Annotated in this window: 23 protein-coding genes and 1 tRNA gene; 14 read left to right on the forward strand and 10 right to left on the reverse strand. The window is 70.3% G+C overall.

Annotated elements, in window-relative coordinates; translation table 11 throughout:
• Nucleotides 1-617 (forward strand): pirin family protein (locus tag NON19_RS21985; protein ID WP_255930563.1); only part of this gene is annotated, 617 nt, incomplete at its 5' end.
• Between the two features lie 148 nt (nt 618-765).
• Here the strand turns inward: NON19_RS21985 and NON19_RS21990 are convergent.
• Nucleotides 766-1,581, reverse strand: a complete 816-nt coding sequence (locus tag NON19_RS21990; protein WP_255930565.1) for a serine hydrolase domain-containing protein — start codon at nt 1,579-1,581, stop codon at nt 766-768.
• 138 nt (nt 1,582-1,719) lie between these two features.
• On the opposite strand from NON19_RS21990, the gene NON19_RS21995 reads away from it, so the two are divergent.
• A complete protein-coding gene (locus NON19_RS21995; RefSeq protein ID WP_255930566.1) occupies nt 1,720-2,172 on the forward strand; it encodes a MerR family transcriptional regulator in 453 nt (150 codons plus the stop codon).
• Between the two features lie 6 nt (nt 2,173-2,178).
• The gene (locus NON19_RS22000; protein ID WP_255930567.1) at nt 2,179-3,195 is read left to right on the forward strand and encodes an aldo/keto reductase; all 1,017 of its coding nucleotides are present in this window, start codon (nt 2,179-2,181) and stop codon (nt 3,193-3,195) included.
• A gap of 68 nt (nt 3,196-3,263) precedes the next feature.
• Here the strand turns inward: NON19_RS22000 and NON19_RS22005 are convergent, their stop codons facing one another.
• Both NON19_RS22005 and NON19_RS22010 read right to left on the reverse strand, forming a co-directional pair.
• Nucleotides 3,264-4,532 carry an alpha/beta hydrolase gene (locus NON19_RS22005; RefSeq protein ID WP_255930568.1) on the reverse strand — a complete coding sequence of 423 codons (1,269 nt, stop codon included), beginning with the start codon at nt 4,530-4,532 and terminating at the stop codon, nt 3,264-3,266.
• Nucleotides 4,533-4,696: 164 nt separating this feature from the next.
• Nucleotides 4,697-5,368 carry a TetR family transcriptional regulator gene (locus tag NON19_RS22010; protein ID WP_255930569.1) on the reverse strand — a complete coding sequence of 224 codons (672 nt, stop codon included), beginning with the start codon at nt 5,366-5,368 and terminating at the stop codon, nt 4,697-4,699.
• Between the two features lie 115 nt (nt 5,369-5,483).
• Here NON19_RS22010 and NON19_RS22015 point away from each other — a divergent pair, with 115 nt between their 5' ends.
• On the forward strand, nt 5,484-7,079 hold the full coding sequence (locus NON19_RS22015; protein ID WP_255930570.1) for an MFS transporter: 1,596 nt from the start codon (nt 5,484-5,486) through the stop codon (nt 7,077-7,079).
• Between the two features lie 98 nt (nt 7,080-7,177).
• Here the strand turns inward: NON19_RS22015 and aceE are convergent, their stop codons facing one another.
• Nucleotides 7,178-9,910, reverse strand: coding sequence for a pyruvate dehydrogenase (acetyl-transferring), homodimeric type (gene aceE / locus NON19_RS22020; protein ID WP_255930571.1), 2,733 nt, complete (start codon nt 9,908-9,910; stop codon nt 7,178-7,180).
• Nucleotides 9,911-10,413: 503 nt separating this feature from the next.
• Here aceE and NON19_RS22025 point away from each other — a divergent pair.
• The 6 genes from NON19_RS22025 to NON19_RS22050 all read left to right on the forward strand — a co-directional run bounded on the left by NON19_RS22025 (nt 10,414) and on the right by NON19_RS22050 (nt 14,823).
• A complete protein-coding gene (locus NON19_RS22025) occupies nt 10,414-10,836 on the forward strand; it encodes a DUF3052 domain-containing protein (RefSeq protein ID WP_255930572.1) in 423 nt (140 codons plus the stop codon).
• Between the two features lie 172 nt (nt 10,837-11,008).
• Nucleotides 11,009-11,467 (forward strand): peroxiredoxin, encoded by a 459-nt coding sequence (locus tag NON19_RS22030; RefSeq protein WP_255930573.1) that lies wholly within the window; start codon nt 11,009-11,011, stop codon nt 11,465-11,467.
• Nucleotides 11,468-11,617: 150 nt separating this feature from the next.
• Nucleotides 11,618-12,193, forward strand: coding sequence for a TerD family protein (locus NON19_RS22035; RefSeq protein WP_255930575.1), 576 nt, complete (start codon nt 11,618-11,620; stop codon nt 12,191-12,193).
• An 84-nt stretch (nt 12,194-12,277) separates the two neighbouring features.
• On the forward strand, nt 12,278-12,853 hold the full coding sequence (locus NON19_RS22040; RefSeq protein WP_255930577.1) for a TerD family protein: 576 nt from the start codon (nt 12,278-12,280) through the stop codon (nt 12,851-12,853).
• 47 nt (nt 12,854-12,900) lie between these two features.
• Nucleotides 12,901-14,052, forward strand: coding sequence for a DUF475 domain-containing protein (locus NON19_RS22045; RefSeq protein WP_255930579.1), 1,152 nt, complete (start codon nt 12,901-12,903; stop codon nt 14,050-14,052).
• Between the two features lie 33 nt (nt 14,053-14,085).
• Nucleotides 14,086-14,823, forward strand: a complete 738-nt coding sequence (locus NON19_RS22050; protein WP_255930581.1) for a TerD family protein — start codon at nt 14,086-14,088, stop codon at nt 14,821-14,823.
• Nucleotides 14,824-14,956: 133 nt separating this feature from the next.
• Here the strand turns inward: NON19_RS22050 and NON19_RS22055 are convergent, their stop codons facing one another.
• Nucleotides 14,957-16,021, reverse strand: coding sequence for a TerD family protein (locus tag NON19_RS22055; RefSeq protein ID WP_255930583.1), 1,065 nt, complete (start codon nt 16,019-16,021; stop codon nt 14,957-14,959).
• 282 nt (nt 16,022-16,303) lie between these two features.
• Between NON19_RS22055 and NON19_RS22060 the strand changes: the two genes are divergently transcribed.
• Together NON19_RS22060 and NON19_RS22065 are read left to right on the forward strand one after the other, a co-directional pair.
• A complete protein-coding gene (locus tag NON19_RS22060; protein ID WP_255930585.1) occupies nt 16,304-18,802 on the forward strand; it encodes a phosphoribosyltransferase in 2,499 nt (832 codons plus the stop codon).
• Entirely contained in the window at nt 18,799-19,629 is an 831-nt protein-coding gene (locus NON19_RS22065) for an HAD family hydrolase (RefSeq protein WP_255930587.1), read from the forward strand. The genes NON19_RS22060 and NON19_RS22065 overlap by 4 nt, the downstream gene beginning before the upstream one ends.
• Nucleotides 19,630-19,721: 92 nt before the next feature.
• Here NON19_RS22065 and NON19_RS22070 read toward each other — a convergent pair whose 3' ends face one another.
• Entirely contained in the window at nt 19,722-20,360 is a 639-nt protein-coding gene (locus tag NON19_RS22070; RefSeq protein ID WP_255930589.1) for a nucleoside/nucleotide kinase family protein, read from the reverse strand.
• A gap of 52 nt (nt 20,361-20,412) precedes the next feature.
• Between NON19_RS22070 and NON19_RS22075 the strand changes: the two genes are divergently transcribed.
• Complete coding sequence (locus NON19_RS22075; protein ID WP_255930591.1) at nt 20,413-21,081, forward strand: O-methyltransferase; 669 nt, start codon at nt 20,413-20,415, stop codon at nt 21,079-21,081.
• On the opposite strand, the gene NON19_RS22080 is transcribed toward NON19_RS22075, so the two are convergent.
• From NON19_RS22080 to NON19_RS22095, 4 genes are all read right to left on the reverse strand, one after another.
• Nucleotides 21,035-21,574 carry a DUF4383 domain-containing protein gene (locus NON19_RS22080; RefSeq protein WP_255930592.1) on the reverse strand — a complete coding sequence of 180 codons (540 nt, stop codon included), beginning with the start codon at nt 21,572-21,574 and terminating at the stop codon, nt 21,035-21,037. The two genes, NON19_RS22075 and NON19_RS22080, sit on opposite strands and share 47 nt — an antisense overlap.
• A 106-nt stretch (nt 21,575-21,680) precedes the next feature.
• Entirely contained in the window at nt 21,681-21,899 is a 219-nt protein-coding gene (locus NON19_RS22085; protein WP_255930593.1) for an FmdB family zinc ribbon protein, read from the reverse strand.
• A 42-nt stretch (nt 21,900-21,941) separates the two neighbouring features.
• Nucleotides 21,942-23,186, reverse strand: coding sequence for a hypothetical protein (locus tag NON19_RS22090; RefSeq protein WP_255930594.1), 1,245 nt, complete (start codon nt 23,184-23,186; stop codon nt 21,942-21,944).
• Nucleotides 23,187-23,257: 71 nt separating this feature from the next.
• Nucleotides 23,258-23,512: a hypothetical protein gene (locus NON19_RS22095; RefSeq protein ID WP_255930595.1), complete on the reverse strand. Its 255-nt coding sequence runs from the start codon at nt 23,510-23,512 to the stop codon at nt 23,258-23,260.
• A gap of 344 nt (nt 23,513-23,856) precedes the next feature.
• Here NON19_RS22095 and NON19_RS22100 point away from each other — a divergent pair.
• A tRNA-Val gene (locus NON19_RS22100) sits at nt 23,857-23,931 on the forward strand.
• The last annotated feature ends 10 nt before the right edge of the window (nt 23,932-23,941 follow it).

The raw sequence follows: 23,941 nt of genomic DNA on the forward strand, positions 1-23,941 counted from the left end.
GTGGGGATCCCGCGCGAGGGATCGAGACGTGGCACGCCTTCTCGTTCAGCGGCCACTACGACCCGGAGAACGCGTTCTTCGGGTTCCTGATCGCGTGCAACGAAGAACGCCTCGCCCTCAACGCCGGATTCGCCCAACACCCGCACCGCGACGTGGAGATCGTCACCTGGGTCATCGAGGGCGAGCTGTGCCACGAGGACGACGCGGGGCACCGCGCCCTCGTCCGTGAAGGCGAGATCCAACGCCTGAGCGCGGGCTCAGGCGTCCTGCACAGCGAGCGCAACGCCTCCGCGGACAAACCGCTCAGGTTCCTCCAGATGTGGCTGCACCCCGCCGAGTTCGGCACCCCACCCGCGTACGCGATCACCCGCGGTCAGGACGTCAGCCCGCTGCGCCAGCCCGGCGCGCTGCTCGCGGTGCACACCGCGACCGCCCGGCTGCCCGAGGCCCCGTTCGTCTACGTACACGTCGTGCGCGGCCAACTCCGGCTGGAGGCGGAGCAGTTGGGCCCCGGCGATGCGGCGCGGATCAGGGACGCGGCCGGGCTGACCGCCCACTGCGACGGCCCGGCCGAGTACCTGGTCTGGGCGATGCACGGCGAACCGAGTTACGGCTGAGCGGCTCGGGGCGGGATCCGCTGCGGTTCGGCAGCGCCCGTAAAGGGGCGCGGGGCTGTGTTCATGTGCGGCTCCGCCGCGTGGGCGCGACCAGCCACGAGGTGCCGCGGCCGACCTACGGCACATCGCGGCACTTCCCGCCAAGCGCCTAGCCGCCCAGCTCCGCCAGCACCGCGTCGGTCAGCGCGGGCCACAGCGGATGCGCCCACTCGCCGAAGTCCCGGTCGGTGAGGCAGACGCACGCCGCGTCCGCCACCGGGTCCACCCACAGGAACGTCCCGGACTGCCCGAAGTGGCCGAAGGTGCGCGGCGAGGACGAACTCCCCGTCCAGTGCGGGGACTTGTGGTCCCGGATCTCGAAACCGAGGCCCCAGTCGTTGGGGTTCTGGTGCCCGTACCCGGGCAGTACGCCCTTCAGCCCGGGGAAGGCGACCGCCGTCGCCGCCGCGTGCGTCTGCGCCGCGACCAGCCGCGGGGACAGCAGCTCGGCGGCGAACCGGACCAGGTCGTCCACCGTGGAGACCGCACCCCACGCCGGGGAGGCGGTCAGCTCGGTCGCGGCCATGCCCAGCGGCTCCAGCACCGCCTCGCGCAGATAGTCCGCGAACGGGATGTCGGTGGCCTTGGCGATGTGGTCGGCCAGCACCTCGAAGCCCGCGTTGGAGTACAGCCTGCGGGTGCCCGGCGCGGCCTGTACCTGGTGCTCGTTGAACGCCAGCCCGGAGGCGTGCGCCAGCAGGTGCCGTACCGTCGAGCCCTGCGGGCCCGCGGGCTCGTCCAGCTCGACCGCGCCCTCCTCGATCGCGACCAGCGCCGCGTAGGCGGTGAGCGGCTTGGTGACCGAGGCCAGCCGGAAGCGGTGCCCCGTCGGACCGTACGATCCGGCCACCCGGCCGTCCGCCCGGACCACGGCCGCCGCCGCGGTGGGCACCGGCCAGTTCTCCATCAACCGCAGACTCTCCATGACGGCGAGCGTACTTGCCCGTCCCGACCGGCCTCCCAGGGCCCCGGACGGCCGTGCTTGCCTAGAGTGCACTCGAACTCTCTAGCGTTGAGGACATCGAGGGACCGAGAAGGCGACAGCCGGAAGGGGCGGTACGGCATGACGGTCGTGGAAACCGAACGCAGCGCTGTGACCAGCTGTCTTGAAGTGGCGGCCAGGCAGCGCCCACGCGGTCACGACCGCTACACCATCAGTGAGGTCGTCGCCTACACCGGGCTGAGCGCCCACACCCTGCGCTGGTACGAGCGGATAGGCCTGATGCCGCACGTCGACCGCTCACACACCGGGCAACGCCGCTACACGGACCGTGACCTGGACTGGCTGGATTTCGTCGGCAAGCTGCGGCTGACCGGTATGCCGGTGGCGGACATGGTCCGCTACGCCGAGCTGGTGCGCGAGGGCGACCACACCTACCCCGAGCGGCTGGAGCTGCTGGTGGCGCACCGCGAGGACGTACGCCGCCGGATCACCGAGCTGCGCGACACCCTCGAGGTTCTCGACTACAAGATCGACTTGTACGCGGGCGCCAAGCCGGCGCCGGAGAGGCACTGAGGTTCGATGAGCATCGAGAAGATCAGCCAGGTGGCACTGGGCACCAACGGCCCGCGGGTCGGTGTCCAGGGCCTGGGCTGCATGGGCATGAGCGAGTTCTACGGCGACACCGACGAGGCCGCCGCGCGGGACGCGCTGGACGCGGCGCTGGAGGCGGGCGTCACGCTGTTCGACACCGCTGACGTGTACGGCTCCGGCGCGAACGAGGAGTTCCTCGCCCCGTTCGTCAAGGCGCACCGCGACGAGATCACCCTGGCCACCAAGTTCGCCATCGTCCGCAAGGCGGACGACCCGCACTACCGCGGCATACGCAACGACCGGGCGTATGTGCGGCAGGCCGTCGAGGGGAGCCTGCGGCGCCTGGGCGTCGAGGTGATCGACCTGTACTACATGCACCGCCGCGACCCGCAGGTGCCGCTGGCCGAATCGGTCGGCGCCATGGCCGAGTTGGTGGCCGAGGGCAAGGTCAGGCACCTGGGCCTGTCCGAGGTGACCGGCGCCGAACTGCGCGAGGCGCACGCGGTGCACCCGATCGCCGCGCTCCAGTCGGAGTGGTCGCTGTTCAGCCGTGACGTGGAGAAGTCCGCGGTGCCCGCCGCCGCCGAGCTGGGCGTGGCGTTCGTACCGTACTCGCCGCTCGGCCGGGGCTTCCTGACCGGCGCGTTCGCGGACGCCGCCAAGGACCTGTCCAGCAGCGACTTCCGGCAGTACCAGCCGCGCTTCACCGGCGACAACGCCAAGGCGAACGCGGCGCTGCTGGAGCCGGTGCGCCGGATCGCCGCCGCCCACGGCGCCACGCTCGGCCAGATCGCGCTGGCCTGGGTGCAGCAGCAGGCGAAGCCGCGCGGCCTGGCGGTGGTGCCGATCCCGGGCACCCGCAAGCGGTCCAGGGTGCTGGAGAACACCGCCGCCACCAGGATCACCCTCAGCGACGAGGAGCTGGCGCTGCTGGAGCCGATCGCGGCCAAGGTCGCGGGCGACCGCTACCCGGACATGTCCTCCACGTCCGCCGCGCGCGAGTAGTCAACTCACGAAACGGCACAGGGGTGTTGGGGAGGTACCTCCCCAACACCCCTGTGCCCGCGCGTCGATCAGGCCGCGGCGGCACCCGCCTTGCACGAGGCGTCGCTTGTGGCGCAGCTCACCGATCCGTACTCGCCCAACGCTATGTGGGTGAAGTTCTTCAGGCTCTCCGTGCCGGAGGCGAAGTACCCGGTGTGCTGCTGGGCGCCCGCCGCGGAGATCACCCGGGCGCCGAACGAGCTGGAGACCGGGTCGGTGCCGTGGCCGATACCGGCGACCTCCAGATACGGCACGTCCTGGATCCAGTCGGTGTCGTCCCGTGCCGCCCACACCCGCGCCCGGGTGTGCAGCCCGGCGACGTTGTCCGCGCGCATACCGGGGCTGCCGTAGACCGTGATGTCCGTCACCTTCTGCTGCGGCAGCCGCGCGGCGGCCACCCCGCAGGTCACCGAGCCGTAGGAGTGGCAGAACAACTGGACGCTGGTGTTCTGCGGCAGCGCCCGCACCATGTTGTTGAGCCGGACCGCGCCCGCCTCGGCCATGGTGCCGGTGGAGGCGTCCAGGCCGACGCCCTCCGGCGTGGTGTAGTCCGCCCAGGCGATGACCGCGGTGCGCGCCGCGGGATCGGCGGCCCGCTCGGCGTTGTAGAGCGCCTCGGCCATCCCGTCCGGGGTGGAGTACGGCTTCACGGACTTCTCGAACGACAGGATGTCGGTGTCCACGCCGGGCACCACCACGGAGGTGCGCTGCGCCGTCTCCAGGTCGCCGAAGACCTCGGCCACCCGGCCGCGCCCGCTCGGGTCGAAGGCGAGGATCTGCCGCCCGGGATCGCGCAGCGAGTCGAAGCGGTGCGCGAGCTGGAGCGCGGACTGGCGGCCCTCGGCGGTAAGGTCCGCGGCCTTCGAGCGCTCCAGCTGCCAGCTCTCGGCCTCTGTGAGTGCCTGCCGGTTGGCCTGGTAGCGCAGTTGGACCGGGGCGCCGTTGAGGTTGCCGACCACCAGCGGGTAGCGGTCCGCGAGTTGCCGGGCCTGCGCGTTGCCCAACGAGGCGAAGAACCGGGAGATGGTCGCCGCGCTGGCGGTGTCCGGGTTCGGCAGTCGGCGCCCGGCCACCGAGCCGTGCAGCCAGGCCGACACCGCGGCGGCGCGTGGATCCTGCGGCGGCTTCTGGTGGCGCATGGCGGTCCAGCCACTCGTCGCCAGCAGCACGAAGACCACCATCACGGCCAATGCCGCCCGCCCCGGCGAGGTCAGGTCCTGCGCGATGACGCGCAGCCAGTACCAGCCGAGGGATCGAGGGGAGGAGGGAGCGCCGGCGCGCTCGTCGAAGAGATTCACCGGGGGCCACGATAGGAGAAAGACGCCCCCGACCGTGAATACGGTGACCCAGATCACGTTTATATCGGTCACAAGGGGCCGTTAGTGGCACATGAGTGACGCTGACTCAGTCAACGGGTGATGCTAAGCGGCCTGGGTGACGTGCCTGGCATCCCCGAGGCCGCTTATGTGTCCTGGGTGCGCCATCCGCCGATGAGTGCCGCGCCGAGGGTGTTGAGGTGATCTGCGACACTTCGCCGCATCTGCTCGACGCTGTCGTCGGCGCACTTCCCCCAGTACCCGGACGCCGCCCGGATCACCCCGCCGAACGCCGCCACCAGCACCCGTGGCCGCAGGTCCACCGCCGGATCCAGGCCCTCCCGCCGGGCGATCTCGGCGCTGATCCGCTGCTCCGTCTCGGCCTGCCGCCGCATGCGGGCGGCCAGTAGCGCGGGTGTGGTCTCGATCACCTGGTACATCCGCATGTACAGGTCGAGCGGTACCACCTCGTGGATCGCGGTGTTGACGTCGTCCCAGGTGCCCAGCAGCGCGTTGCGCAGCGCCTCCAACGGCGGTTCCGTGGCGGGCCGTTCGCGCAGCGCGGCCAGGAAGTGGCCCTCGATCAGCTCCTCGACGGCGAGCGCGGCCTGCTCCTTGTTGCTGAAGTAGCGGAAGAAGGTGCGCTGCGAGACCTCCACCGACTCGGCGATCTCGTCCACCGTGGTGCGCTCGAACCCGCGGGTGGTGAACAGCTCCATGGCCGCCCGGGTCAGGGCGTCCCGGGTGCGCTGCTTCTTGCGTTCGCGTAGGCCGGCGGCGCCCGGAGCGGGCTGGGTCGTCGCCGTGGTTCCCGGCATCGCGGCCACCCTCCTCGTCGTGTTGCGGCAGGTCACCATACCCGCGCTGCTTCTGTCAGTTACTGGCAGGTGAAGTCGTTTGTCAAATGTCAGCCACTGACATAATCTCGCGCCCATGAGCCAAGCACCCCTCGTCACCGACCAGATACCGGACCGGATACCGGCGCCCAGAAGGTCGCTGCGCGGTCATCCCTGGCTGACCCTGTTCTCCGTCGCCATCGGCGTGATGATGGTGGCCCTGGACGCCACGATCGTCGCGGTCGCCAACCCGGCCATCCAGCAGCACCTGGGCGCCTCGCTCGCCGACGTGCAGTGGATCACCAACGGCTATCTGCTCGCGCTGGCCGTCGCGCTGATCACCGCGGGCAAGCTCGGTGACCGGTTCGGCCACCGTCAGACGTTCCTGATCGGCATCACCGGATTCGCCCTCACCTCGGGCCTGATCGGCCTGTCCAGCAGCGTCGCCATGGTCATCGCGCTGCGCGTCTTCCAGGGCCTGTTCGGCGCGCTGCTCCAGCCCGCCGCGCTCGGCCTGCTGCGGGCCACCTTCCCGGCGGAGAAGCTGAACACCGCGATCGGCATCTGGGGCGCGGTCATCGGCGCCTCCACCGCCGCCGGGCCGATCATCGGCGGTCTGCTGGTGGAGCACGTCAACTGGCAGTCCGTGTTCTTCATCAACGTGCCGGTCGGCGCGATCGCGTTGGCGCTCGGCCTGCTGATCCTCAAGGACATCCGGGCGGAGAAGGCCCCCAGGTCCTTCGACGTTCCCGGCATCGTGCTGCTGTCGGCCGGGATGTTCTGCCTCATCTGGGGCCTGATCAAGGCTCCCGCCTGGCACTGGAGCTCGCTGAGCACCTGGGCGTTCATCGGCGGGGCCGTGCTGCTGTTCGTGGTCTTCGCCCTGTGGGAGACCAGGTCGCGTGAACCGCTCATCCCGCTGGGGCTGTTCCGCTCGGTACCGCTGTCGGCGGGCACCGTGCTGATGGTGCTGATGGCGTTCGCGTTCATGGGCGGGCTGTTCTTCGTCACCTTCTACCTGCAGAACGTGCACGGCATGAGCCCGGTCGACAGCGGTGTCCATCTGCTTCCGCTCACGGCGATGATGATCGTCGCCTCCCCGGTGGCCGGTGCGCTGATCACCCGGTTCGGGCCGCGCATCCCGCTGGTCGGCGGGATGCTGTTCACCACCGCCGCCATGATCGGCATGTCCCGGCTCACCGCGGACAGCGGCACCGGCACCACCTCGCTGTGGTTCGCGCTGCTCGGTCTCGGACTCGCGCCGGTGATGGTCGGCGCCACCGAAGTCATCGTCGGCAACGCCCCGTTGGAGCTGTCCGGGGTGGCCGGTGGCCTTCAGCAGGCCGCCATGCAGGTCGGCGGCTCGCTGGGCACCGCCGTGCTCGGCGCGGTGATGGCGGCCCGGGTGGACAACCAACTGCCGGGCCACTGGGCCGCCGCGGGCCTGCCCGCGCTGCCGCCCGAGCAGGCGAAGCAGGCCGCCGACGCGGTGGCGGTCGGCGTGCCGCCCGTGCCGCGGGGCGTGCCCGCACAGGTCGCCGAGACCATCACCCGGGTCGCGCACGAGACGTTCGTCTCCGGGATGGGCCTGTCCTTCACAGTGGCCGCGGTCGTCGCGGCGTGCGCCGCGGTGGTGGCGCTGTTCACCAAGCGGGGCGCCAACGCCTCCGAAGGCGGGGGCGTGCACATCTGACCGGTGCGGTCAGGCTGGCGTTCAAACGAATTCCCGCCCATCCGCCCCTCGAAAGGGGCGGATGGGCGGGAATCACCGGCTTACCCGCCGTACGGCGGTTACGCGTCGCCGCCCGCCGCGCCGGGGTCGGCCGCGGCCACGTCCAGGAGCTGGTAGCGGTCGATCGCCTGCTTCAGCGCGGAGCGGTCGATCTTGCCCTCCTTGGCCAGCTCGGTCAGCACCCCGAGCACCACCGACTGCGCGTCGATGTGGAAGAAGCGGCGCGCCGCACCACGGGTGTCGGCGAAGCCGAAGCCGTCCGCACCCAGCGACTGGTAGGTACCCGGAACCCAGCGCGCGATCTGGTCCGGAACCGACCGCATCCAGTCGGAGACGGCCACGAACGGACCCTCGTGACCGGACAGCTTGGTGGTCACGTACGGAACGCGCTGCTCCTCCTCCGGGTGCAGCAGGTTGTACTCCTCGACGGCCACCGCGTCGCGGCGCAGCTCGTTCCAGGAGGTGGCCGACCACACGTCGGCCTTGACGTTCCACTCCTCGGCGAGGATCCGCTGCGCCTCGACCGCCCACGGCACCGCGACACCGGAGGCCAGGATCTGCGCCGGGATCGCGCCGCCCTCGGCGGCCTTGTACCGGTACAGACCCTTGAGGATGCCGTCGACGTCCACGTTCTCCGGCTCGGCGGGCTGCTGGATCGGCTCGTTGTAGACGGTGAGGTAGTAGAAGACGTCCTCGCTGTCCGGGCCGTACATCCGGCGCAGACCGTCCTTGACGATGTGCGCGATCTCGAAGCCGAAGGCCGGGTCGTACGCGACACACGCCGGGTTGGTGGAGGCCAGCAGCTGCGAGTGGCCGTCGGCGTGCTGCAGACCCTCACCGGTCAGCGTGGTGCGGCCAGCGGTCGCACCCAGTACGAAACCGCGCGCGAGCTGGTCGCCCATCTGCCAGAACTGGTCACCGGTGCGCTGGAACCCGAACATCGAGTAGAAGACGTACACCGGGATCATGTGCTCGCCGTGCGTGGCGTACGCCGAGCCCGCGGCGATCAGCGAGGCGGTGCAGCCCGCCTCGGAGATGCCGTCGTGCAGCATCTGCCCGGTCGGCGACTCCTTGTACGCCAGCAGCAGCTCGCGGTCGACCGACTCGTAGGTCTGGCCCAGCGGGTTGTAGATCTTGGCGGACGGGAACAGCGAGTCCATGCCGAAGGTGCGGTACTCGTCCGGCGCGATCGGCACGAAGCGCTTGCCGATCTCCTTGTCCCGCATCAGGTCCTTCAGCAGCCGGACGAACGCCATGGTGGTGGCGATCGACTGCTGGCCGGAGCCCTTCTTGACGGCCGCGTACGCCTTGTCGTCCGGCAGGTTCAGCGGCTTGGCGCGGACCACGCGGGTGGGCACGTAGCCGCCGCACTCCTTGCGGCGGTCGTGCATGTACTGGATCTCCTCGGAGTTCCGGCCCGGGTGGTAGTACGGCGGCAGGCCGGACTCCAGCTCCTTGTCGGAGATCGGCAGGTGCAGCCGGTCGCGGAACCGCTTGAGGTCCTCGACGGTCAGCTTCTTCATCTGGTGGGTCGCGTTGCGGCCCTCGAAGTTCGGGCCGAGCGTCCAGCCCTTGACGGTCTGCGCCAGGATGACGGTCGGCTGGCCCTTGTGCTCCTTGGCCGCCTTGTACGCCGCGTAGATCTTGCGGTGGTCGTGACCGCCACGGCCCAGGTGCAGGATCTGGTCGTCGGTCATGTTCTCGACCATCTTGCGCAGCCGGTGGTCGCCGCCGAAGAAGTGCTCGCGGATGTACGCGCCGGTCTCGGTGGCGTACGTCTGGAACTGGCCGTCCGGCGTCGAGTTCAGCTTGTTGACCAGCACGCCGTCCCGGTCCTGCGCCAGCAGCGGGTCCCAGCTGCGGTCCCAGACCAGCTTGATGACGTTCCAGCCCGCGCCGCGGAACTGCGACTCCAGCTCCTGGATGATCTTGCCGTTGCCGCGCACCGGGCCGTCGAGCCGCTGCAGGTTGCAGTTGACCACGAAGGTCAGGTTGTCCAGGCCCTCACGGGCGGCCAGGGACAGCTGGCCGAGCGACTCCGGCTCGTCCATCTCGCCGTCGCCGAGGAAGGCCCATACGTGCGAGTCGGAGGTGTCGGCGATGCCGCGCGCCTCCAGGTAGCGGTTCATCCGGGCCTGGAAGATCGCGCCGAGCGGGCCGAGGCCCATCGAGACGGTCGGGAACTCCCAGAAGTCCGGCATCAGCCGCGGGTGCGGGTAGCTGGACAGACCGTAGGGGGCCTTGGACTTCTCCTGCCGGAACGCGTCCAGTTGCTGCTCGCTGAGCCGGTCCAGCAGGTAGGCGCGCGCGTAGATGCCGGGGGAGGCGTGCCCCTGGAAGAAGACCTGGTCGCCGCCCTTGCCGTCGTCCTTGCCCCGGAAGAAGTGGTTGAAGCCCACGTCGTACAGCGAGGCGGAGGAGGCGAAGGTCGCGATGTGGCCGCCGACGCCGATGCCGGGGCGCTGGGCGCGCGACACCATGACGGCCGCGTTCCACCGGGTCGCGTTCAGGATCTTGCGCTCGATCTCCTCGTTGCCGGGGAAGAACGGCTCGTCCTTGGTGGCGATGGTGTTGATGTAGTCCGTGCTACGCATCTCCGGCACGGCCACACGCTTCTCGCGAGCGCGCTCGATGAGCCGCAGCATCAGGTAGCGGGCACGCTCACGGCCGCGTTCGTCGATGGCCGCGTCGAGCGAGTCGAGCCATTCCGCCGTCTCCTCGGGATCAAAGTCCGGGACCTGGCTGGGAAGGCCGCCAATGATGATCGGGTTGCGATCGGATCCGGAAGCCACGCTGTTCCTTCGCTACTAGGTAATGCTCTGTTGTGTCGCGCCGCCTCCATCGTGTACCGCGGCTGGAGATCCGTCATCTCTACTGAGTGGTAACTACCACCTAGTGAGACGGGTCGAGACCCGCGACGGTCGGCGCAGTGGCGCGCGAGCGCCTCCGGTACGAGGGTGGGAGGGGGTACCTTCCATGCCCTCAACGGTGTGGGGGAGTGCGGCGGGCGGGCCAAATCGCAACTCTACGCCCAGTCGGGCAGCGGTCGGACACCCGTACCGGAAGCGCTGTTGCGTTCGGGCCGCCCAGACCCCCTACGCCGTCCTAATGCCGCAACCCCGGCAAAACGCCGTGACCGGCGTCACAGAGGTGGGTGCGATGTGAGACGACACGTCAACGTTTGGGCGGGATCGGTAGCTGGGTACTTGCGCGATCCGCCCGCTGCGTGTGGACTACGGCCATCGCCCCGTACACGCGCGGGGCCGACAGACATCCCCAAGTCAGGAGGCAATCCGTGAGCGCGACCGCGGGCCACGCGGAGGAGCGGACCAACCCGGCGAGCCGGTTGGGTTTCGAGCCCGGACAGGTGGTCCAGGAGATCGGCTACGACGACGACGTCGATCGCGAGCTCCGTGAGGGCATCGAGGCCATCATCGGACAGGACCTTGTCGACGAGGACTACGACGACGTGGCCGACGCCGTCCTGCTGTGGTTCCGCGACGAGGACGGCGACCTTACGGACGCCCTGGTGGACGCCATCACTCTGCTTGACGACGGCGGTGTGGTGTGGCTGATGACCCCCAAGACCGGCCGTGACGGTCACATCGAGCCCAGCGACATCAGCGAGGCGGCGCAGACCGCCGGCCTGTCGCAGGGCAAGAGCATCAGCGCCGCCCAGGACTGGACCGGCAGCCGACTGGTGGCCCCCAAGCGCTGAGCGCCCCGCACGACCCGACCCGAACATCCCGCGCGCCCCCGTCAGCCCACCGCTGACGGGGGCGCGCCCTGTTGCCGACCGCCGACAGTGCGAGACTGTGCGTGCCCGCTGCGCCACGAACGGCGTAGCGGTACCGGTGTGACGCGCAAGCGAGATCGGAAGGGAAGCACCCATGGCCATTGAGGTCGGCACCAAGGCCCCCGACTTCGAGCTGAAGAACCAGCACGGCGAGCTGGTCAGGCTCTCCGACTACAAGGGCGAGAAGAACGTCGTCCTGCTGTTCTACCCGTTCGCCTTCACCGGCGTGTGCACCGGCGAGCTGTGCGCCCTGCGCGACGAGCTGCCCAAGTTCGTCAACGACGACGTCCAGCTACTCGCGGTCTCCAACGACTCCCCGTTCAGCCTGCGGGTCTTCGCCGAGCAGGAGGGCCTGGAGTACCCGCTGCTGTCCGACTTCTGGCCGCACGGTGCCGCCAGCCGTGCCTACGGCGTCTTCGACGAGGAGAAGGGCTGCGCGGTGCGCGGCACCTTCATCATCGACAAGGAGGGCGTGGTCCGCTGGACCGTCGTCAACGCGCTGCCGGACGCCCGTGACCTGAACGAGTACACCAAGGCGCTCGCCGAGCTGTGACCCGTTCGCGCGGCGTGCTTCCCGGCGCGCCGCGTGAGCGCTCCCCAGCCGGGGAACCGGTCACTAGGATCAGGGCGTTGATCCGGTTGTACGTACACGCACCAACGGGGGCACCGCGTTCGACGTCCCCCTCGGACATTGGGAGGACTCGTGGGAGTCAGCCTCAGCAAGGGCGGCAACGTCTCACTCTCCAAGGAGGCGCCGAACCTCACCGCGGTCCAGGTGGGTCTCGGCTGGGACGCCCGGACGACCACCGGCGCGGACTTCGACCTGGACGCCAGCGCCCTGCTGACGAACGCGGCCGGACGGGTCCTCACCGACCAGCACTTCGTGTTCTACAACAACCTCAAGAGCCCGGACGGCTCGGTCGAGCACACCGGCGACAACCTCACCGGTGAGGGCGAGGGCGACGACGAGGTCATCAACGTCGACCTGGCACAGGTGCCGCACGAGGTGGACCGGATCGTCTTCCCGGTCTCGATCTACGACGCCGAGGACCGCCAGCAGAGCTTCGGCCAGGTGCGCAACGCCTACATCAGGGTGGTCAACCGCGCGGACAACCGGGAGTTGGCGCGCTACGACCTGACCGAGGACGCCTCCACCGAAACCGCGATGGTCTTCGGCGAGTTGTACCGCAACAACGGCGAGTGGAAGTTCCGTGCCATCGGCCAGGGCTACGCGTCCGGCCTGCGCGGCATCGCCCAGGACTTCGGCGTCAACGTCTGACGCCGCACCGTCCGGCGCCGCGCACCGCGCCACCGCGGCGCCGGACCCGCGGGGACCAAGGAACTTCGGGGAGGAACGAACCACATGGGTGTCACGCTCGCCAAGGGGGGCAACGTCTCCCTCAGCAAGGAAGCACCGAACCTCACACACGTCATGATCGGCCTCGGCTGGGAGGCCAGGTCGACCACCGGTGCGGACTTCGACCTGGACGCCAGCGCCCTGCTGTGCTCGCAGGGCCGGGTGCTGGGCGACGAGTACTTCGTGTTCTACAACAACCTCAAGAGCCCCGAGGGTTCGGTCGAGCACACCGGTGACGAACTGGTCGGCGGCAGCGGTGGCGACGACGAGACGATACTCGTGGACCTCACCAAGGTTCCGGACCGCGTGGACAAGGTGGTCTTCCCGGTCTCGATCTACGACGCCGAGGTCCGCTCACAGGCGTTCGGCCAGGTGCGCAACGCCTACATCAGGGTGGTCAACCAGGCGGACAACCGGGAGTTGGCGCGCTACGACCTGACCGAGGACGCCTCCACCGAAACCGCGATGATCTTCGGTGAGCTCTACCGGTACGGCGGTGAATGGAAGTTCCGTGCGGTGGGCCAGGGGTACGCGTCGGGTCTGCGCGGCATCGCCCTAGACTTTGGGGTCAACGTTTCGTAAAAACGCGGCAGCCGCCGCACCAGGGACCACCAAGGATTGGATCGCCAGTGCTCGTCAGAACGTTCGGCTGGTCATTCGCCATAACCGTCGCCGGACTTGCGTTCGCGGGTGTCCTGTGGGGGTGGCAAGGCCTCGCGGTGGTCGCGATCCTTTCGGTGCTGGAGATCTCGCTCTCCTTCGACAACGCGGTGATCAACGCGGGCATCCTGCGGAAGTTGAACGCCTTCTGGCAGAAGATCTTCCTGACCGTGGGCGTGCTGATCGCCGTCTTCGGCATGCGGCTGGTCTTCCCGGTCGTCATCGTGGCCATCACCGCCAAGATCGGGCCGATCGAAGCGGTCAAGGTGGCGGTGAACGACCCGGACCGCTATCAGCACCTGGTCACCAGCGCCCATCCGGCGATCGCCGCGTTCGGCGGGGTGTTCCTGCTGATGATCTTCCTCGACTTCCTCTTCGAGGACCGGGACCTCCACTGGCTGGCCTGGCTGGAGCGGCCGCTCGCCAAGGTCGGCAAGCTCGACACCCTCTCGGTGATCGTCGCCCTGGTCGCACTGCTGGTCACCGCGACCACGGTGGCCACCTCGGTCCCGCTGCAGGGCGGCGGTACCGCCGACAAGTCGGCGACGGTGCTGCTGGCCGGGGTCGCCGGACTGGTGACGTACCTCGTGGTGGGCGGCGTCTCCGGATTCTTCGAGGGGCGCCTTGAGGAGGACGGCGACGAGGCCGCGGCCGATGCGGACGGCGCCGAAGAGACCGCCCCCGCGCGCAGGGGCGGTGCCTCGGCGCTCGGTCTGGCCGGTAAGGCCGCCTTCTTCATGTTCCTCTACCTGGAGGTCATCGACGCCTCGTTCTCCTTCGACGGCGTCATCGGCGCGTTCGCCATCACCAACGACATCTTCATGATGGCGCTCGGCCTCGGCATCGGCGCGATGTACATCCGCTCGCTCACCGTCTTCCTGGTCCGCAAGGGGACGTTGGACGACTACGTGTACCTGGAGCACGGGGCGCACTACGCGATCGGCGCGCTCGCCGTCATCCTGCTCGTCACCATCAAGCACGAGGTCAACGAGGTCGTCACCGGTCTGGTCGGCGTCGTACTGATCCTCGCCTCGTTCCTTTCCTCCGTGGTACGCAACCGTCGACTCGGGGAAGGCTCCGAGCAGTTGGAGGAGCAGGCGGAGATACCCTCGGGTGTCTGAGCCTGGACGTTGGCCGCGGCAGGGGAGGGCTACATGGCTGGCGTATGGCAGTTCTTGCGGGGCGGGAACAGCTCACCCCAGTTCGACATGGGCATCGCCCACACGGTCACCCTGACCAAGAGGAACCAGGTCGTCTCGCTCAACCACCAGGGCTCGGCGCACGGCAACCTGCGGGTCAACCTCACCTGGTCGATGCGCACTTCGGACTTCAGCGATCCGAACCGCGACCGGGGCGGTCTGTTCCGCAGGCCCTTCGGTCTGTTCAAGCCGGAACTCGTGCAGGCGCAGGGGCCCGCGATGGTCAACGTCGACCTCGACCTCGCCTGTATGTACGAACTGGCCGACGGCAAGAAGGGAGTCGTCCAGCCGCTGGGCAACTTCCTGGGGTCGTTCAACGAGGAGCCGTATATCCAACTCAGCGGTGACGACCGGTTCGGCTCGGGCTCCGGCGAGACGATATACATCAACCTCGACCACAAGGAGCAGTTCCGCAGGCTGCTGGTGTTCGTCTACATCTACGACGGCACCCCGGCGTTCGACCGTACCCACGCGGTCGTCACGCTCTACCCCAGCGCTGGCCCCGCCATCGAGATCGCCCTCACCGAGCGTGCCCCGGAGGCCCGTTCGTGCGCGGTGGTGCTGATCGAGAACAACAAGGGCGAGCTGACCGTGCGGCGCGAGGTGAAGTACGTCTACGGCTTCCAGTCCGAACTGGACCGGCTCTACGGCTGGGGCCTGCAGTGGGGACGGGGCTACAAGTCCAAGGCGTGAGCGCTCCGCTCGAAGTGCCGCGATATGCCGTCGAGCGGCTGCGGCACCGTCGTGGCTGGTCGCGCCCACGCGGCGGAGCCGCACATGAACACAGCCCCGCGCCCCTTAGGGTCGCTAGCGGGAGTCGGGCGGGCTACCGCCCGTGCTGGAACTGCGGCCCCTGCGGCGGCAGGGTGATCGCCGGGACGGTGGGTGCGGCCGCCTGCTGAGTGGCGGTGGCCGGCTGCGGATATCCGTATGCCGGGTGCGGCGGGTAGCCGTATCCGCTCTGCTGTGTGGTGGGCACGGGCGCGGCGGGAGGCGGGAAGCCATAGCCGCCGGGCTGTTGCGGATAGCCGTATGACGGTTGCTGCGGATATCCGTAGCTGCTGGCCGTCAGTTGCTGCGGATAGCCGTACGCGGGCTGGGAGTTCGGCACGGGCGGCACCGCGGGCGGCGGCGGAACGCTGGGCGGCGGGGTCACCGAAGCGGGCGTCGAAGGGGCCACCGAAGCGGGCGCCGGAGCAGACGCCGAAGGGGCCACCGGAGCAGGCGCCGAAGGAGCCACCGGTGCGGCCACCGAAGCGGGCTCCGGGGTCACCGGTGCGGCCACCGAAGCGGGTACCGGCTCAGGCTCGGCGGCGGCCACCGTCGGCTCGGGTGCCTGAGCCTCCGCGTCGTCCACCGCGATGCCGAACTCCGTTGCCAGCCCCACCAGTCCGCTGGCGTACCCCTGCCCCAGCGCACGGAACTTCCACCCGGTACCGCGCCGGTAGAGCTCGCCGCAGATCATCGCGGTCTCTTCGCCGGTGTCCGGTGTGATGTCGAAGGTGGCGACCGGCTCCGAGTCGTCCCCCGCCGCGAGGTCAAGGAGCAGCAACCGCAGCTCGGGAACGCTGCCGAACGCCCCACCGTCCGCGGAGGCGGCCAGCACCACCCGGTCCACCGAGGGCTCCAGCGCGCCTAGTTCGATGTCCAGGCTGTCCGTGAGCCCCCGTCCGTCACGCCGCTTGGGACGGTGCCGGACCCGGCCGGAGGGGTGCCGCGGCTGGTTGTAGAAGACGAAGTCCGAGTCCGAGCGCACCCGTCCGTCACCGCCCAGCAGCAGCGCCGAGGCGTCCACATCGGGCACCCCGGCGCCCGTGTTCCACCGCAGTACCGCGCGGACCGCGGATGCCCGCAGCGGGATGTTGGACCCCTTCACCATCACGTGCGTCATGACGGTAATCCTGCCCTCCCGCCCCCCGGCCGGACAACGCAGGGGTGCGGGCGACATCGATCCGATGGCCGATCACCAACTGATGCCGATCTGACGCCTGATGGTCAAGACTTCATCAAGAGACCGCGTGCGATGATCACCGATGCCTGCCAGGGCGAAGATCCGCGAACCACCGCACACCACTACCGGGAGCCGTATGCACCACCTTGGACCCGCCGTGCCACCGGCGCGGAACGCCCTGTTCCGCAACGTGCCCGCGAACGTCTCCGGGACCGGCCCCGCATGAGCACCGGCACCGCCGTCTGGACCGGTCAGTGGGCCGCCGACCACCTCGGCGTCACGCTCACCGGCTCGCCGGAACTGCCCCGGCTGCTCGGCCTCGCGGTACGGGAGAACGACAAGCGCGCGCACCTGCTGGTCTCCAACGTCCTGGGCAAGTACGTACCGCAGCGCCCGCACATCGTCCACCAGACCGGACTGGCCCTCGGCCGCAGGGTGCTGGCACTGCTGGGCGAGGCCGCCGCCCGTGCCGTGGTGCTCGGCTACGCGGAGGCCGCGGCCGGGCTCGGCCAGTGCGTGGCCGACGGCCTGGGGCGCGCACCGTATCTGCACTCGACGCGCCGCCCGGTGCCCTCGGTACCGCCCGTGGCCCGGTTCGAGGAGGAGCACAGCCACGCCGCCCACCATCTGCTGCTGCCCGCCGACCCCGAACTGCTCGCAGGCGGCGGCCCGTTGGTGCTGGTGGATGACGAACTGTCCACCGGCAACACCCTGCTGAACACCGTACGGGCGCTGCACACCCGCTATCCGCGCGACCACTACGTGGTGGCGGCGCTGGCCGACCTGCGTGGCCCACTGGACCGCGCCCGGCTGACGGCGTGCGCGGCCGAACTCGGCGCCCGCGTGGACGTACTGGCCCTGGCCGCCGGTGAAGTACGGGTCCCGCCCGATGTGTTGACCCGCGGCGCCCACCTGGTACGCCGCTACGGCACGGCCGCACCGCCGCACCCGCCCGCGCCGAGGCGGGGCGCCGTGTCCCGCGTCGACCTCGGCTGGCCGCCCGAACTGCCCGACGGCGCACGGCACGGCTTCACCCCTGGGCACCGCACGCGCCTGGAAGCGGCGCTGCCGGGCATGGTGAACCGGCTGGGCAGCGCACTGCCGCCCGGCGCGCGCCGCGTCCTGGTGCTGGGCTGCGAGGAGTTGATGTACGCGCCACTGCGGCTGGCGGCGGCGCTCGACGCCGAAGCCGACGGCATCGAGGTGTACTTCTCGTCCACCACACGGTCCCCGGCACTCGCCCTCGACGACCCCGGCTACCCGCTGCACACCCGTATCGCCTTCCCCACCCACGACAACCCGTTGGACGGTGCGGGTGAACGTTATGCCTACAACGTGGCGCCGAGCGCCCACGGTATGCGACGCTTCGACGCGATCGCCGTCGTCGTGGACTCCGCGGGCGACACCCCTCGTCTGACGGCGCCCGACGGACTGCTGGCCCGGCTCGCCGCCCACACCGACCGGCTGCTGGTCGCCGCCATCCCCTCGTACGTACCCGAACCGCAGAACCACCCCCACCGGCACTCCACCTTCCCACGGCAGTACAACCCCAACGGCAGGACCGGAACCATGCCTTGTGAACCCCTGCGCGGACCGGCGTTCTCCAGCTACGCCCCGGACGAGGTCGGCTGGCTGCTCAAGGACCTCTCGGAGGTGGCCCTTGAGCAGCCGATCGAGGAGCGCGAGGAGGCGGTGCAAAACGGTGCGCACTACGCCGAGTCACTGCCCGTCGAGTACCAGCCGAGCGCCGAGTACCGGCGGTTGTTCCGCACCGCGCTCGCGCGGTCCGCGCGACGCCTGGCCCGGGCCGTCGGCATCGTCACCGAAACCGTGCTGAGCGAGCGCTCACCGGCGCCGGTGCTGGTCTCACTGGCCCGCGCCGGAACGCCCGTCGGGGTGTTGATGCGCCGCTGGGCGCAGCAGGCGCACGGCCTGGAACTGGCGCACTACACGGTGTCGATCGTGCGTGGCCGGGGCATCGACACCACGGCGCTGCGCTGGATCGCGCAGCGGCACGATCCGTCCGACGTGGTCTTCGTCGACGGCTGGACCGGCAAGGGCGCCATCTGCCGCGAACTGCGCGCCGCACTCGCGCCGTTCCGGCAGATGGGATTCGACCCACGGCTCGCGGTGCTCGCCGACCCGGGCTCCTGCGTGGACACCTTCGGCACCCGCGAGGACTTCCTGATCCCCTCGGCCTGTCTGAACTCCACGGTGACCGGGCTGGTCTCACGCACAGTGCTGCGGCCGGACCTGATCGGTCCCGGCGAGTTCCACGGTGCCAAGTTCTACCGGGAGTTGGCGGAAGCGGACGTCTCCGGGGTCTTCGTCGACACCGTGACGAAGTGCTTCGGAGACGTGGTGGACACCGTCGCCACCGAGGTCAAGGAGGCCCGCGCGCAGGACCGCATCCCGACCTGGGCGGGCTGGGCCGCCGTTGAGCAGATCAGCGCCGAGTACGGGATCGGCGAGGCCAACCTGGTCAAGCCCGGCGTCGGGGAGGCCACCCGGGTGCTGCTGCGCCGGGTGCCCTGGCGGATCCTGGTGCACCGGGGCGCCGGACCGGAGTTGGACCACGTACGGCTGCTCGCCGACCAGCGCGGTGTCCTGGTCGAGGAGGTGGACGACGTGCTCGGCCCGTACCGCTGCGTCGGTCTTGTGCATCCGAGGTTCACCGCGGGGGCGATCGGCGCGGACGGCAGGGCGGTGGTGCGCGGATGACATACGCGTCCGGCGGTACGTTGATCGCGGCGGACCTCGACCGCACCCTCATCTACTCGGCGCAGGCCCTCGCCCTGGCCATGCCCGACGAACAGGCGCCGCGGTTGCTGTGCGTGGAGGTGTGCCACGGCAGGCCGCTGAGCTTCCTCACCGAGCGGGCGGCGGCGCTGCTGGCGGAGTTGGCCGCGGTCACCGAGTTCGTACCCGTCACCACCCGCACCCGGCAGCAGTACCGCCGGGTCCATCTGCCGGGCGGCGAACCGCGGTTCGCGATCTGCGCCAACGGCGGCCACATCCTCGTCGACGGGCGTACCGACCGGGACTGGCACCACGAGGTGCGGCGCTCACTGGACTCGTCGTCCGCGCCGCTCGGCGAGGTACTGGACGAGCTGACGCGGGCGGCCGAGCGCGACTGGCTGCACGCCGCCCGGGTGGCCGAGGACCTGTTCGTGTACCTGGTGGTGGACCGGCAGCGGCTGCCGGAGGGCTGGTTGAAGGAACTGTCCGGCTGGACCGAGGCCCGCGGCTGGACGGTCTCGCTCCAGGGGCGCAAGCTCTACGCGGTGCCCAAACAGCTCACCAAGAGCGCCGCCCTGGCCGAGGTGGTACGGCGCACCGGCGCGGCCCGGGTACTGGCCGCCGGGGACTCGCTGCTCGACACGGATCTGCTGCTCGCCGCCGACAAGGGCTGGCGCCCCGGCCACGGCGAACTGGCCGACACCGGCTGGCACGCCCCGCACATCACCGCCCTGGACACGGTGGGCGCCGCAGCGGGCGAGGGCATCCTGCGGCGGATGGCGGCGTGGGTGGAGGGCACGGTGTTATGAGGCGGCCGGGGCCGAAGGGAGTTCGGGACCTACCGCCACCAAAGTCCCGCCGGGCAGCGGGGTTTGGGGGCTCGCCCCCAGGCCCGCAGGGCCTACCCCCGTACCACCCGCGAGCAGTTGGCCCTGCACCGTTCCACCCGCTCCGCGTTACCCCGCTCGCTCCCGGCGATGAACGCCAACGCCTGATCCCGCGTGCGCCCACCGCGCACATGCCTGCGCAGCAACCGCTCCTCGCGCACCCCGCGAGGAGTGTCCACGTACCACAGCGCGTCCAGCAGCCCACGCACCTCACGCCAGCCGTCGCCGTCGTCCGCGAGGTAGTTGCCCTCGGTGATCACCAGCCGGACCGTCGGCGGCACCACCAGACCGGCCGCCACCGGCTCCTCCAGCCGACGGTCAAAATCGGGTACGTAGACCGGATGTTCCGGCACGCTCCGCAGCCGCCGCAGCAGGTGCACATAGCCATGGACATCAAAGGTGTCCGCGGCCCCCTTGCGGTCGCGCCGTCCCAGCAGATCCAACTGCGCGGTGGACAGATGGAACCCATCCATCGGGACATACCCCACCGAATCCGCACCCAGTCGTTGTCCGACGCCCCGCACCAGCCGTCGGGCCAGCGTCGACTTGCCCGCCGCCGGCGCACCCGCCAGCCCCAACAGCACCCTGCGGCCTGCGATGCTGGGCACCAGAGCCACCGCCGCGTCGATCAAGCTGTCAGAAACGGTCGACATGGCGTAACCCTACGCAACGGTAACCACCACGTGAACCACTGAGGAGCGTCCGGTGACCGAGACCAAGAGCCCGCCGCTAACGCCGGAACTCTACGCATACGTACGGGAGCACAACCCGCCGCTCGACCCGGTCCAGCGCGAACTGGTCGACATTACCCACACCCGGTTCGCGGAATCCGCCGGACTGCAGATCGCCCAGGAACAAGGTCCGCTGCTGAGCTTCCTGGTACGGCTGATCGGCGCCCGGCAGATCGTGGAGGTCGGCACCTTCACCGGCTTCTCGACGCTGTCGATGGCCCGGGCGCTGCCCGAGGACGGCCGGATCATCGCCTGTGACATCTCCGAGGAGTGGACCTCCGTGGGCCGCGAGGCCTGGGCCAAGGCGGGCGTCGCGGACCGCATCGACCTGCGGATCGCCCCCGCGCTGGACACGCTGCGCGCGCTGCCGGACGACGAGCCGTGGATCGACCTGTCGTTCCTCGACGCCGACAAGGGCAACTACCCGCTGTACTGGGAGGAGTTGGTGCGCCGCACCCGGCCCGGCGGCCTGCTGGTGGTGGACAACACGCTGATGCACGGCGGGGTGACCGACCCGAACGCCACGGGCTCCCCGGCCGCCATCCGGGCCTTCAACGACCTGGTACTGGCCGACGAACGCGTCGAGGCGGTACTGCTCACTGTTGCGGACGGAGTGACGTTGGCCCGGAGGGTCGACGCCTGACCTCCCGGCGCGCCGCCTCCTCACGGGCGGCGCGCTCCGGGTTGCGCTGCTTCCAGTACGGGTTGTCGTGTGGCAGGTGGCTGTGCACCCGCCCGTACATCCCGAACGTCATCAGCACCAGCCCGAAGACAAAGCTGAACAGCACGTTCGGCATGCGGAACGCCAGGAAGTTGGCGTTGGTGTCCAGCAGAGCGAGGTTCACGAAGCCGCTGAGCACGAACAGCACGCCGAGCACCATGTTGAGCGTGGACGCGAAGTTGCGGCCGATGACCATCCCCACGAACAGCAGCGCCCCGATCACGATGGACAGCACACTGAGCGCGCCGTTCGAGCTCAGCCCCGCGACCCGCTGGCCGTGCAGCGAGAAGAACCCCACGTGGTTGAGCAGCCCCAGAATCCCGAAGGCCACCAGCACGAGGCCCATCAGCCCCGCACCGACCCGGTACACCTGGCTGAGTCGGTGGTCCACCGGCAGATGTTCGTCCAGTTTCATGGCCCGGCTCCTTGGAGGATACGGTTGCCAGCTGCGCTTGCCCGGTTTCCCGGCTTCGCATTCGCGCCGGTTTCCAGCATCCGCCCATCCGGCCGGTGCGGCCAGCTCAGCCGCAGCAGCCGCCTCCGCAGCAGCCGCCACCCCCGCCACCGGGCGGCGTGGCAGCGGCGGCACCGGCGGTACCGGTCACGGCGACGGTGGAGAGCAGCTTGACGGTGTCCTTATGCCCGTCCGGGCAGCTCGCGGGCGCGGAGGACTCGGCCATCGGCCGGTTCAGCTCGAACGTGGTGCCACAGGCACGGCAGCGGTACTCATAACGAGGCATGCCCGCAGGATAATCGGGCGGCCGGGCGGGAAGAACCGTCGTTCAGCGGGGACGGGCCCGCTCTTCGCGGATGTTGGCGACGACGCGCTCGGCCGTCTGCCGGACCGCCGCCATCTCGGTGAGAAAGGCCCAGTAGTCCGGATGCCGCCCGGTGAGCGCGTCGACCGCGCGGTCCACCCGCCCCACCGCCTCGTCCAGCGGCCGGGCGTGCCGGGGCTCGGGCGTCGTACGACCCTGCATCGCCAGCCGCTGCGCGTCCCGCAGCGCGAACCGCGTCCGGTCGATCTCCGCCCGGGGGTCCCGGCTGACCTCGTTGAGCCGCCGCAGCCGGTCACCGGCCGCGGCGACCGCCGCGTCGGACTCGCCCAGCAGGTCCCGTAGCGCGCTCAGCGCGGCGGTCGCCTCCGGCCACCGCTGCTCGCTGCGCGCGGCCTGCGCCTCGGCCAGCTTCCGCTCGGCCCGGGCGACCGCGTCCGCCGCCTGGTCGGGCACCCGCTGCAGGTCCTGCCAGCAGGCGGCGCTGAACCTGCGGCGCAGCTCGCTCAGCGTGGGCCCGACCTGCTCGGCCCGGGTGGCCAGCGCCTGCGCCCGGGTACGCAGGGAGACCAGCCGCTTGTCGATCTCCGCCGCGCGCTGCGGCAACCGCTCCGCCTCGGCACGGATCTCCTCGGCGGCGCGCCGGGTCTCGTCGGCCCGCCGGATGGTCTCCGGCACGCCGTGCGCCGCCGCGCCCTGGTTGAGCTTGGTCAACTCCGGCCCCAGCGCGGCCAGTCGGGCGGCGAGGTCGTCCGCGGCCAGGCCCGAGGCGCGCACCGCGTCCAGCGCGTTGGTCGCCGCCAGCAGCGACTGCCGGGCCCGCTCCACGGCGGGCGCGAGCCGGGCCAGCTCGTTCTCCGCGCGGGTCAGCATGCCGCTCAGGCCGCGCGCGAACCGTTCCAGCTCGGCGCGGGTCTTCAGGATGTCGTCCCTGGCCAGCGTGAACGCGTTGCGCGCCCGGGTCGCGGTGGCCAGGTCGAGGTCGACGGCGTCCAGGTCGTGCGCGTCGACCGCCGCGATGTACCCGCTGCTGACCTGGTCGATCCGGTGTCCCAGCGACTCGAAGTCGGCGGCGGCCTTGCGCCCGGCCGGGGTGTGGTCGACCGCGGTGATCGTCTCGATGGCGAGGCGCAGCTCGCGCTGGGCGGTGTCCAGCTCGTAGAACGCCTCGGCCGCGGCCTCCTTGGCCGCCTGCGCCTCGGCGCGATGGTTGTCCTCCCCGCGCCGCCACCACGAACGTGCCGTCGTCACATCCCTCTCCCGCTGGTCCGGCCGGGCTCATCCTCCCACTCGGAACCGGCGGACACAGCGCCCGGGGCGGCTCAGCTCGTGCCGCTCACCACGACGGGGCAGTTGCCGCTGTGCGCGGTGACGACGTGCCCGCTGTGCGCGGTGACGACGTGCCCGCTGTGCGCGGTGACCACGTGGCCGCTGCGCGTCTCCCGCGGCATGTCGACGCGGGTGCGGCCGTTGCCGGTCTCGGCGGTCACCTTGTAGGGGGCGCAGGGCAGGTCGACGGTGCCCGAGCCGTTGCGCGAGACGCCGTCCACCCGGTCGGGGACGGTGGTGAGGCCCATCCGCCCCTGCGGGGCCTTCGGGGCGGGGCCTTCAGGCCGGTCCCGGTGATCTGACCGTTGCCGCTGCTCAGGGCGAGGCCGCCGGTGGCGTCGGCGACGGAGACCATGCCGTTGCCACTGCTGATCTTCAGCGGGGCAGCCGAAGCTGGAGGCCTCCACGGCCCCGTCGTTGTCGTCGATGATCAGCGCCTTCCCACCCAGCGCGAAGACCCGACGCCTGGTCCCGCCGCCACTCGACGCGCCGCCCCGCCCCACAACCCCGGGTGGGGTTTCCCCCGCCCCCGGATTTGTCGACCAGGGCCCCGCACAGGGTAACCTGTCCATCCCGCGCCCTTGAGGCGCGAGGGCGCATAGCTCAGCGGTAGAGCGCTGCTCTTACAAAGCAGATGTCGGCGGTTCGAATCCGTCTGTGCCCACCAGCCAAAACGC

The organism is Streptantibioticus rubrisoli, assembly GCF_024436055.1.
GTDB lineage: Bacteria > Actinomycetota > Actinomycetes > Streptomycetales > Streptomycetaceae > Streptantibioticus_A > Streptantibioticus_A rubrisoli.